Origin of the sequence: Chlorogloea sp. CCALA 695, assembly GCF_003003885.1 — a bacterium.
Taxonomy (GTDB): Bacteria; Cyanobacteriota; Cyanobacteriia; order Cyanobacteriales; family Chroococcidiopsidaceae; genus Aliterella.
In genome coordinates this window covers 215,316-226,667 of record NZ_PVWN01000002.1, presented here as the reverse complement: position 1 = coordinate 226,667, position 11,352 = coordinate 215,316, and the positions used below count along the sequence as shown (strand labels likewise).

General features: G+C 41.8%; 11 protein-coding genes and 1 pseudogene. 5 read left to right on the top strand and 7 right to left on the bottom strand.

Annotation, left to right across the window (positions count from 1 at the left end; translation table 11 throughout):
* A pseudogene (locus tag C7B70_RS02470) lies at positions 1-278 on the bottom strand (RNA-guided endonuclease TnpB family protein); the annotation flags it as partial.
* A 219-nt stretch (positions 279-497) separates the two neighbouring features.
* Positions 498-890, bottom strand: coding sequence for a recombinase family protein (locus tag C7B70_RS27520; RefSeq protein WP_233220795.1), 393 nt, complete (start codon positions 888-890; stop codon positions 498-500).
* 301 nt (positions 891-1,191) lie between these two features.
* Between C7B70_RS27520 and C7B70_RS02460 the strand changes: the two genes are divergently transcribed.
* The gene (locus tag C7B70_RS02460; RefSeq protein WP_106367477.1) at positions 1,192-2,613 is read left to right on the top strand and encodes an NADP-dependent isocitrate dehydrogenase; all 1,422 of its coding nucleotides are present in this window, start codon (positions 1,192-1,194) and stop codon (positions 2,611-2,613) included.
* A 27-nt stretch (positions 2,614-2,640) separates the two neighbouring features.
* Here the strand turns inward: C7B70_RS02460 and C7B70_RS02455 are convergent, their stop codons facing one another.
* The 4 genes from C7B70_RS02455 to C7B70_RS02440 form a co-directional block, all read right to left on the bottom strand.
* The gene (locus C7B70_RS02455) at positions 2,641-3,807 is read right to left on the bottom strand and encodes an LptF/LptG family permease (RefSeq protein ID WP_199192002.1); all 1,167 of its coding nucleotides are present in this window, start codon (positions 3,805-3,807) and stop codon (positions 2,641-2,643) included.
* Positions 3,808-3,819: 12 nt separating this feature from the next.
* A complete protein-coding gene (gene lptB, locus C7B70_RS02450; protein ID WP_106367476.1) occupies positions 3,820-4,548 on the bottom strand; it encodes an LPS export ABC transporter ATP-binding protein in 729 nt (242 codons plus the stop codon).
* Positions 4,548-4,952 carry an LptA/OstA family protein gene (locus C7B70_RS02445; protein ID WP_199192013.1) on the bottom strand — a complete coding sequence of 135 codons (405 nt, stop codon included), beginning with the start codon at positions 4,950-4,952 and terminating at the stop codon, positions 4,548-4,550. Before C7B70_RS02445 ends, lptB begins: the two co-directional genes overlap by 1 nt.
* A 242-nt stretch (positions 4,953-5,194) precedes the next feature.
* Entirely contained in the window at positions 5,195-5,548 is a 354-nt protein-coding gene (locus C7B70_RS02440; RefSeq protein WP_199192012.1) for a DUF309 domain-containing protein, read from the bottom strand.
* Positions 5,549-5,688: 140 nt separating this feature from the next.
* On the opposite strand from C7B70_RS02440, the gene C7B70_RS02435 reads away from it, so the two are divergent.
* Positions 5,689-6,069 (top strand): DUF4346 domain-containing protein, encoded by a 381-nt coding sequence (locus C7B70_RS02435; RefSeq protein WP_199192001.1) that lies wholly within the window; start codon positions 5,689-5,691, stop codon positions 6,067-6,069.
* Between the two features lies 1 nt (position 6,070).
* Here the strand turns inward: C7B70_RS02435 and psb32 are convergent, their stop codons facing one another.
* Positions 6,071-6,772 carry a photosystem II repair protein Psb32 gene (gene psb32 / locus C7B70_RS02430; protein WP_106367473.1) on the bottom strand — a complete coding sequence of 234 codons (702 nt, stop codon included), beginning with the start codon at positions 6,770-6,772 and terminating at the stop codon, positions 6,071-6,073.
* Between the two features lie 226 nt (positions 6,773-6,998).
* On the opposite strand from psb32, the gene C7B70_RS02425 reads away from it, so the two are divergent.
* The 3 genes from C7B70_RS02425 to C7B70_RS02415 all read left to right on the top strand — a co-directional run bounded on the left by C7B70_RS02425 (position 6,999) and on the right by C7B70_RS02415 (position 11,101).
* Positions 6,999-9,044: an N-6 DNA methylase gene (locus tag C7B70_RS02425; protein ID WP_106367472.1), complete on the top strand. Its 2,046-nt coding sequence runs from the start codon at positions 6,999-7,001 to the stop codon at positions 9,042-9,044.
* Between the two features lie 95 nt (positions 9,045-9,139).
* Positions 9,140-10,426, top strand: coding sequence for a restriction endonuclease subunit S (locus C7B70_RS02420; protein ID WP_146134002.1), 1,287 nt, complete (start codon positions 9,140-9,142; stop codon positions 10,424-10,426).
* Between the two features lie 171 nt (positions 10,427-10,597).
* Complete coding sequence (locus tag C7B70_RS02415; RefSeq protein WP_106367470.1) at positions 10,598-11,101, top strand: hypothetical protein; 504 nt, start codon at positions 10,598-10,600, stop codon at positions 11,099-11,101.
* Positions 11,102-11,352 lie beyond the last annotated feature (251 nt).

Below are 11,352 nucleotides of genomic sequence, written 5' to 3'. Positions count from 1 at the left end.
TTATAAGATTTTGTAGCCTCAAAAAAACCTTGCCAATTTTTATCTAAAATTATAAGAATTTGTTGACTAACTTTGGAAAGTAAAGCTTTATAATCTATTTGATTCTGTAATTGTTTTTGAATTGCATTATACTTGAGATATTTATGATTGTTAATAAATTCTTGTCTAATAATGTAATTTGCAACGTTATAAAGATTTTTAGATAAGAAAGCTAAATTATCTATTTCTTTATAATTTTTGTGATTTGGATTAATAACATGACGTTCAGACAATAGCATTTAAGAATCCTCTAAACATTTTATTATTTCTTGAGTTTTTCTAGTTCTTCTGCGAATAAAATATAATCTCGCACAGAAGCTAGTAATAATAGAAACAAAATCGTGCATTAAATCATTAAGCCGTTCTGTAGCTAGATTAACTACTTCTATATCACGCCCTGTTTGATTTAATAAAACTTTTAAATAATTAAAACTTACTCTACTCAGGCGGTCTTTATGTTATACAACAATAATAGAATAATCATCTTTATTGAGTAGTTCAATAAGTTTGCGGATCTGTGGGGCGGGTTTCTCGACACAGAGCTTTCCAAGAGAGCGTCTGTTATCATTAACTTGGCTACCCACTTCTTTAACTATTCTAACTATTTGATAGCCTTTAGCAGTACAATAACTTTCTAATCTTTCTGCCTGACTGTTTAAGTTGGATTTATTTTCACTACTTGAGACGCGAGTATAAATAACAACGCCTTTATTTATATTTCTTTCTAAATTAACTATTACAGTACCGCTTGGTAATTGTTTTGCATTAAGTTCACCTCGTTGCCACATTCGCGCCCGCCGTTTTGTAACAACAGTCCTTTTAATTTTGCAAAATCCGATAATTTCATCCACTTGCTCATTTACATTAAATTAATGTTGTATATTTTGTCAACGTATGTCTACAGAACCAGCAAAATTTAGTAATACCGAATTGTGCGATCGCCTATTCTCATCGACAAAAGCTATCTTATTTGACCAATTTATATTTAATTATCCAAAAATAATTGTCAATTGCGGCTTGCAAAGCGTTTAAAAAAAACATAATTAATTGGTTAAAGTGCTGTATCGTTTTCCTTTGAGCCAAGGACAAAGCACCTTACCAAGGGGGAAATTTGTCAGAAGCTAATTTAATTACTCAGGAGTTTTGCTAAGAATGTACGAAAAGATCGCTCCTCCAACGACAGGTTCAACAGTCACGTTTAATAACGGCGAACCGATAGTTCCCGACAACCCGATTATTCCGTTTATTCGTGGCGATGGTACGGGAGTTGATATTTGGCCTGCTAGTCAAAAGGTAATCGATAAGGCGGTGGCTATTGCCTACAAAGGTAAGCGAGAAATTAGCTGGTTTAGAGTTTACGCCGGAGATGAAGCTTGCGAACAATACGGCACTTATCAGTATTTACCTGAAGATACCCTCAAAGCAATTAAAGAGTATGGTATTGCTATCAAAGGTCCTTTGACTACACCCGTAGGCGGCGGGATTCGGTCGCTAAACGTAGCGTTAAGACAAATCAATGATTTATACGCCTGCGTCCGTCCTTGCCGATATTATCCCGGTACGCCGTCGCCGCACAAATATCCTGAGAAAATGGACGTAATTATTTATCGGGAAAATACCGAAGATATTTATTTAGGAATTGAATGGAAACAAGGTAGCGAAATCGGCACGCGCTTAATTAAAATTCTTAACGAAGAACTTATCCCCGCTACTCCCGAACATGGTAAAAAGCAAATTCCGCTAGATTCAGGGATTGGGATTAAACCAATTAGCAAGAAAGGTTCCCAGCGTTTAGTTAGACGGGCGCTGAAACACGCTTTAAGGCTGCCCAAGTCTAAGCAAATGGTGACTTTGGTGCATAAGGGCAATATTATGAAATACACCGAGGGAGCCTTCCGCGATTGGGGCTACGAACTGGCAACGACCGAGTTTCGCACCGATTGCGTTACCGAGCGGGAATCGTGGATTTTAAGCAACAAAGAAAGCAACGCAGACATTAGTTTTGAGGCTAATGCGAGGCTAATTGAGCCAGGTTATAGCTCTTTGACCCCTGAAAAGCAAAACCAAATTTGTCAAGAAGTAGAGGCGGTTTTAAGCCAAATCTGGGCGACTCACGGCAAGGGGCAGTGGAAAGATAAAATTATGGTCAACGATCGCATTGCTGATAGTATTTTCCAACAATTGCAGACTAGACCAGACGAGTATTCAATTTTGGCGACTATGAATCTCAACGGCGATTACTTATCAGATGCCGCCGCCGCCGTTGTGGGTGGGTTAGGCATGGGCCCTGGGGCAAATATTGGCGATGATTGTGCTATTTTTGAAGCAACTCACGGCACAGCACCCAAACACGCCGGATTAGACCGTGTAAACCCCGGCTCTGTGATTCTTTCGGCGGTAATGATGCTGGAATATATGGGATGGCAGGAAGCGGCAGACTTGATTAAAAAAGGGATTGGAGATGCGATCGCCAAGGGTTATGTTACCTACGATTTGGCGCGGTTAATGGAGCCACCAGTAGAGCCATTAAAATGCTCAGAGTTTGCCGACGCAATTATTAACGCCTTTAGTTAAGTAAGGTTGTACCTACAGTTTTGGACTTTACTTTGCGGCGCGGACTAGCAATAGTCCCCCAGTCATTAAACCAAAAGCTGTAGGCAACCAAGCAGATACAATCGGCGAAACTACTCCACTCACACCGAGGGCGCTGCTAATAAAGCTCAGTAAGTAGTAACCAAAAATCACAATGATACTAATGCCGAAGCTGGTAGCTTTAGCTTTTCCCGCCCGTTGGGGGTTGGTTCCCAAAGCCGCCCCCACTAAGCCGAAAACAATACAGACAAAAGGTAAAGAAAGTTTTTCTTGAATGCGGACTTTGAGCTTGCGAATTTTTTTCTCATCTCCACTCAAATTTAAGAGTTTTAACCGCTCTCTTGCTTGAGCAATATTCATTTCCCCAAAATCTCGCCCTTTTGCCGCTAAATCTAAGGCGGTACGCGGTAATTGCAACTGCTGGTGTTCAAAGCGGACAATGTTGCGGTAAGAACTATCGGGCGCAACTAAATAAATAGTGCCATTAAAAAAGTCCCAAATATTTTGTAAGCGATTCCAAGCCGCCGAATCAGACACCAAAATTTGATTTATACCCAATTCTGAGCGATCAACAATTACCAATCCTTGCATTTGCTGCCCGTCAAACTTATCGGCGTAAAATAAACGAGACAAAATCTTAGTTTTTTCGCCATTTGGCTGTTTGACTTCTTTGTATTCTGGGTAAAAGATATTTTGCTCAGTCAAGATCGGTTTATTTTGCTTTAAGGCGCTTCGCAAGGTCTGGGAAGCTTGGTAGTTGGCAATGGGAACCAATTGTTCGTTGAAGAAAAAAGTTATCCCTGTAACTACAAAGCTCAAAACCACCGCCGGGAGAACTAACCTGTAAATACTTACTCCACTGCTGCGTAAGGCAATAAGTTCGCTGTCGCTGGCAAGACGGCTATAAGTCATCAAAGCCGAAAGCAGCGTAGACATGGGAAAAGCTAAGACAATAAAAGCTGGCAAATTTAGCAAAAATACTTGTGATGCGATCGCAATTGGCAACCCTGTTTCAACTATTTTTCTTACCAAGTCAAACAAAATCCCAACAGCTACCCCCACTGACGAAAATGCCCCCACCCCAAACAAAAACGGCCCTAATAGTTCGCTGGCAATGTAGCGATCCATAACCGCAGGCATGGGAATAATTGAGGTGAGAGACTTGAAACTTTTCATAGTTTGGAGTTTTTAAGCTTGAAAGTTACTACCCAAGTAGTATTGACGGACAAGAGGATTGCTATAAAGCTCCTCGGCGTTGCCATACGCAAGAATTTGACCTTCACGCATAATGTAAGCACGGTCGGTAATTGCTAGGGTTTCCCTAACATTGTGATCGGTAATTAAAATCCCGATTTGGCGATCGCGTAATTTTTCGATCATTGCCTGAATCTCGGCTACAGCGATCGGATCTACCCCCGCAAAAGGTTCATCTAATAATAAAAACTTTGGCCCCTCTCTCCCGGCGGCTAAGGCTCTAGCGAGTTCTGTGCGTCGCCTTTCTCCTCCCGACACCTGGATTCCTTTAGTTTGGGCAACACTTTCTAACCGAAACTCCCGCAATAAGGTATGCAAGCGTCCATCCCATTCGCGGCGCGGTACGTTGGTTTGCTCTAATACTAATAAAATATTTTCCGCAACGCTCAATTGCCGAAAAATGCTGGCTTCTTGAGCTAAATAGCCAATTCCTAGTCGCGCTCGTTTGTGAATGGGTAAAGACGTAATATCGCGGTCGTCAAGCCATACTTTACCTTGATTTGGTCTTTCTAAGCCTGTAGCAATGTAAAAAGTTGTGGTTTTACCTGCGCCATTAGGGCCTAATAACCCTACAACTTCTCCTTGGGCTACGGAAAGACTAACGCGATTAACAATAGAGCGCTTACCATAGGACTTATGAATATTCTCTAGGAGAATTTTCATTACTTTTTAGCGGGGCTTTTGCGGTTAAAACTTGGAGTTGCGGGGGCGGCTTGGGTTGTAGTGGCAGGGTTTGGATCGCTAATAATATAAATTGACTCTACCTGTCCGTTAGTTTTGGGTGTGGCAATAAATCGCCCTTCATCAATCAAGTAAGTAATATTTTCTCCTTGAATGCTGTTCCCTTCTTGCAATACATAGACATTGCCACTTAAAACAATTCGGCGTTCGCGGCTAAAGTATTGAGCTTGAGCGGCAGTTGCTTGGATTTTACGGGCGGGATAAAACATTTCTACGTTACCACGAGCGGTAACTACTCCAGTTTTAGAATTAGCTTCTTGAATTTGCGCCTTGACTGTAAGAGCGCGTCCGTCGCTTGTGGGTTGGCTTTTGAGCGGTGAAGGCATGGTAAAGGCGATCGCACTTACAATTGTTGGTATTACCAAAACTCGGTTGATGTAGCGCTGCCAAGAGGGATGTATATAAGCAAGTTTCATAAAAGTTTGTTTAAAATAATCGTTAAAAGCTAAGTAATAAGTAACTAGAACCAAAAAGGCGAAGTGCGAGCTTGTGGCTCTATCGCGTGTCCCAATTCTAACTTAACTCCTAGACCAAAACCCTTATAGGCAAGTTCCACGAATATATCAAGTTAAGTATCAATAGCTAGATTAATTTTAGGTAATAGAGGCGATGCAACTTCTTGTTGTTGTAGTTGGAGCAATAAAGTAACACTATCCTCTAACAACTTATCGACATCAATACCTGCATAACTAGCTTCGTAACGTCTCAACTTATTTGTGCCTTCTCCGAGCAGAATGCAAGCACCGCGCACGTTTGAGTTACCCAGATGATACAGTGCTACAGCAATTTGTAAAATGGCTTGATAAAAAGTTTTTTGCGGCTCAATTGCTTCCATCCATAAAGCTTCTAAAGTATCGTGACAGGCGTAAAACTGTTTTTGATTAAACTGTTCTACACCGTGCCAAAATTCCGCGCTCATAATACATGGCTCGTTTGGATTCATAAAATTTGGGTAATTGGTAATTGGGAATTGGTAATGGGTAATTAATAATTGGTAATGCTCAGGAATATTAAAGAAAGGACTAGACTGGAAAGAGATACAGAGATGTTTGTGATTAGATTATGGTGCGGATGGTTGATTTAGAGGCGATAGATAAAAAGCTTTCGGGGCGGTTTATTGCTCTCGATCCCGGTGGTTATTTTATTATTTATTTGGATCGGGATGCAAGGCTCATTTATGCCAAACATTTTACAAATATAATTAGCGATCGCGGTTTGGCTATTGACCCAGAGACGGGGAAGCCGATTCCGGTGCGGGGAAAGGTAGAACGCACGCCAACAGAGGTATTTAGCGGCAGAACTGCAAAAGAACTTTGTATTGAAATCTTTGAAAAAAATCAGCCCAGTTTAGTTACTCTTTTAGACCATGCGGCTTACTTAGGTCGAGAGTTTGTCCGGGCTGAAATGGCTTTAATTAATGGAATCGAGTATGTTCAAGATTAAGTTACTTGACGTACAAGTAATAAGTTGCCATCGGAATAACAGTAGCAGCGATTAAAAACCCAATTACCCAAACAGTCGCATTACTGCTACCTGTTTCTTCCGCAGTTTTAAAGGTGCGTTCGGTGCTAACGCCAGAGACAATTTGCGGTGGGCCAGGGTCGGGTTCCCCAGATAATACGGCAATTAGGCGACTACTTGCGTCTAAAAATGCTTGATTATATTTTTCGTCTTGTTTTAAAGGAGCAAGGATAGTTTCATTAACCACGCTAGAAGCGATGTCATTAGTTAACAATGATTTTGCCCCAGTCTCTATAGCTGTCCCACTGCTGAGGGTATCAATCACAAGTAGGGTTTGATTTGCTTGGGCTTCGGGAGTGGGGAACCATTTTTTAAACAGTCCTTTAGCAAAGCTTTCGGGGGTTTCACCGTAATCAAGGCGGCGAATAGTAACAATTCGCACTTCGTTTCCGGTCTGTTTTGCTAATTTTTCTAAGTTGCTGCTAATTGTACTTTCGTTGATTCGGCTTAATACTTCTGACTGATCGATTACCCAAGGACTACCACCGGGGGTAAGTTTGGGGATTTGATAAATACCTGTGGCATTTGCTGGAAAGGCGATCGCGCTTGTGGCTAATACGAGCGACGCTAATATTAAAATAAAGCGTTGTAGGTACTTTTTCCCATCAAGATGTTGGGTTTGCATAGAGGTATCCTTAAAAATTACTTTTTCTTCAAAATACTGTATAAATCGTTCCTTAAGCCACTTCAATACAATTTCACTTTATCCTTTCCATAAATTTCAGTAAGACAAATAGCTATGCGTCAAACCCAGGACAGTCCAATACAAAATTAAGGTGATAATAGGCAAGATCGAACCAATTCAGGGCTAAACTATAACCGGATCAAGCTTAAATTAACGAACATTAATAATGTCGGTAGAAAATCTCAAGACTTATCTCGAACGGGCGATTGAAGACGGTCACGCTAGGCTTGCAGGGGAAGGCAAAAAGGAACGTATTCACTACATTGCGACCAATCACTCTGAGCGATGGTCTGATCCGGAAGAGAAAATTCGGGCTGAGTTTTGGGCGGAATTGATCTACAAATACGAATACGATCCCAGGCGGATTAAGTTTGAGGTAAGAGTACCACGCCGGACTCCCAATGACGTGGCTGATTTGGTGATTTACAAAGATGAGGAGTGCAAAGAGCCTTATTTTGTTTTTGAGGCAAAGCGTTCAGATATTAGCGATGCTGAGTTTGCTCAATCTATCGAGCAAGCCTGCGGTAATCGAGCTAGTCTTGGTTCTCCGTTTTGTGGTGCGATCGCAGGTTTAACCCGTCGCCTCCTGCGCTTTGACAAATTTCCACCCGGCGAGCGAGAGCGCAACCACCTAACAGATATTCCAAAACGCTATGGGAATCCTCCCCAATGGCGGTTTTACAAGAACAAATCTGGACAGGATCTCTCTGCTGTTTCCCGTGATAAACTACGTTCTGCCATCCGCAAATGCCATCAGACTCTTTGGGAAGGTGGTCGCCGTAGCCCAATTGCTGCTTTTGGCGAGTTTTGTAAGATTGTCTTTGTTAAACATCGAGATGAGAAAAATGACGATCGTCAAGATGCTGACCCCTACGACTTTCAGCGTCGAGATGGTGAGAGCAGTGATGAACTTGCTAAACGTATTTTTAAGCTTTACGCAACCGAACAGGAACGAGAACCAGGCGTTTTTACCGACCCAATTAATGTAGAGCCACCAGTCCTTGCACAGGTTGTCGAGCATTTAGAAGGAATTTCGCTTGATCGGACAGAACTTGATACAAAAGGTGTCGCTTTTGAGGAGTTCATGGGTGGTTTCTTCAAAGGTGACTTTGGTCAATACTTTACGCCTCGTGAACTTATCGCTTTTTCTATTGAAGTGCTGAACCCAGAGCGTAAGCAGCTAGTGCTTGATCCTGCCTGTGGATCGGGGGGCTTTTTGCTTTATGCGCTTGACCACATTCGCCGGGAAGCAAATCGCCGTTATCCTAATCATAAAACTGATTCGCGTCAAGGTATCAGTCATTACAAGCACTGGCATGACTTTGCAGAACGTAATCTATTTGGAATTGAAATCAATGAAGAACTAGCCCGTGTCGCGAAGATGAATATGATCATTCATGATGATGGTCATACTAATATTGTGGGGCATGATGCGCTGGATTTTCTGACTAAATTAACTGCAATTAAGCCGGAGCTTGTTCCAGGTAAATTTGACTTAATCTTGACAAATCCGCCTTTCGGTTCGGTAGTCAAGGGAACTGAAAAAGGTGATGGGTATCTCGATCAGTTTGATTTACGTAGGTACTTGAACAAATCTACAACTGGTACAGAACCAGACGAATCCGCGCAAGGCGAGAGAGATGCAAAGCGGGGCGCAAATGCGGTAAAAGCCCGTACTAGCATTAAAACAGAAATTTTGTTTATAGAACGGGTTTGGTCATATCTCAAGCCGGGTGAAGGGCGTGCAGCTATCGTATTACCTGACGGGATTCTTACTAATTCTTCACTGCAAGGGGTACGTAATTGGATGCTGTCGCATTTCCAAATTCTTGCAGTAGTCAGTTTACCTCAGTTTGCTTTTGCTTATTACGATGCTGGAGTGAAAGCGAGTATTGTTTTTCTCCGCCGATTGCAGGATGGAGAAATCCTACCCAATGATACGCCGATCTTTATGGCGCTGGCTGAAAATATTGGCTATGACGCAACAGGACGGAAAACTTTTAATGTAACGGTCGAGAGTGAAATTCCAGAGAAAGAGAAAGTAGAGCGACAAAGCTGCGATCTGTTCGATTACCGCGTTTATTTTGAGTGGAGTAAAGTTAATCCTAAAGAACCAGGATGGAGCGAACGTCACCGTGAAATTATTCCTGATACTGGATTAGTTGCTCAGTGGCGAGAGTTCCAAAGAGATCCAACACCTTTTTTCGTCTAAGCCCCGATAGTGCAATTAGTTTTTGTTTTGCACTAAATCGGGGCAATCTAAAAGACAGATTAGATGCAAAATATTTTGCCTTGCGAGAAAACTTGTTGTCTGTTCATTATCCATTGCAAAAGCTAGGAAGCTTAGTTATTCAAGAACCTGCTTATGGAGCGACTTCCCGTGCTATTCCTCGAATTAATCAAAATCAGCCCCGTTATATAAGAATTACAGATTTTGATGATGATGGTATTGAGACAGGTCACGAGTTTTTGACGGCTGATCCAGTTGATTTAGATCATAAACTCATCGAATATGATTTGCTTTTTGCACGTAGTGGTGCAACTGTTGGAAAAACCTACCTTCATGAAGATACAAGCGAACCTGCCATTTTTGCTGGCTATTGCATCCGCTTTAGACTGAATAAATACAATGTTTTGCCAAGATTTGTTTACTTCTTTACAAAAACAGATGTTTATGCACGTTGGATTGCAGCAATTCAACGCCCGTCTGGACAGCCAAACATCAATAAAGAAGAGTTCAAGAATCTACAAATCCCAGTGCCGCCAATTGCAACACAAACTGAACTTGTTGCTGCTATGGATGAGGCGCGATCGCAGCGAAAACAAAAACTATCACAAGCCGATGCTCTCCTTTCTAGTCTTGATAGTTATCTACTAAACACTCTTGGACTTGATCGTCCCGCTAAAGACAATCGTAAGGTGTTTTCCATCCAATGCTCTGGTATTAACGGACGCTTTGATCCTCATTTTCATGCTCCTAGCTTTAAACAAGTCAGCCGTTTACTTTCCACAACTATTACTGCGTCTCTTGGATCGCTAGTGAGTTTTTCTAAAGAAACTTGGAAGCTTGAAGATGATGAAAGTTCTACGTTTCGTTATATCGAAATTAGCAATGTAAAGCCAGAAACAGGAGAAGCAAGGTGGTCAGAAGTTCCTGTAAAGGAGGCTCCTAGCCGTGCGCGAATGGTTGTTCGCACAGATGATATTATTGTTAGCCTTACTCGTCCTCATCACGGATCTATTGCCTACCTTTCTGCTGAATTTGACGGTTGTATTGCATCAACTGGTTTTGCTGTAATTCGTTATGTCAGTAAATTAGTTGATCGAGATTACCTCTGGTGCGTTCTGCGCTCTCAGATTTGTCTTCAGCAAATGCTTCAGCGTTCTAGTGGTGGTAACTACCCCGCGATCATTAAGTCAGAATTGGAAAATGTTATTGTCCCTGTGCCAGGTATGGCTGTACAGAAGGCTGTCGTTACTGAAGTACAAAACCGTCGTAACGAAGCTCGACGTTTACGATCGCAAGCAGAGGCAGGTTGGCAAGAAGCCAAGAGATGGTTTGAAGAACAACTGCTTGGATCTGCACCGCTATAATCTTGGAGTTCTTGAGCTTTATCTGCGAAACTCTAGCAGATGTACTAACCAAAGTGCTAGAAGCAAACTATGATAATTTCGATCCTAATGAAGTTCAGCAAATGCTTCTCCTCTCAAAAAGCTGCGACCATTTTTATATTTACCTTTTTTGAGGAATGTTAACCTTTGAACATGAAACATATACCCTCAATAATCATTGGTCTTTCCACCTTGTTTTTGACTCCCACCGCCTACGCCAGCAGTTGTAGTAAAAGCGATCTCTCCTTCGTTCAGTTGGCTAAACGATCGCAATTAGCAATTAGGGGCAAAGTTATTAAGTACCATTGGTCTAAAAACGATCAAGAGCAAAAAGGAAGACCACGAGCGATGATTGTGGAAGTTAAAGAGGTATATAAAGGAGTAACAAAATTGGCTAAGGTTACGGTGTGGGGAGATAACGGGATGCAGACTCGACCCTACGTTACTCAGTTTCCGATTGGGACAGAGTGGGTTTTGGCGCTCTCAAAAGATTATTGGACTCAAAAAGGAGAGTTAGCAATCTCAGGATGTGGAGAGTATTGGTTGCAAGTAAAAGGTAATAATGTTGTAGGAAAAGTAACCGACGGGAGAATTAAAGCCAAACCGCAAGTTGTCAGCCTTCCCAATCTTCGTAAGCTTCTAAAGGCTGCACCCTAACAAAAGCTTGCATCGGAGGGTATTAACGCTTCAAATGATTTAAAGACTCTTACCACCTCTAAAACCCAAGCCTTTATCTCACTTCATTCGAGCGGTTAAGGTGTGGTTTGACGATCCTACTGGGCATACGAAGCACGACAATTATTGGCACAGATTTGCCGAACATAATTTATTCGGAATTGAAATCAATGACGAACTAGCCCGTATCCAAAATTTGGCGTTTTAGAGATGTTGGTTGTCTTGTTTTCTGC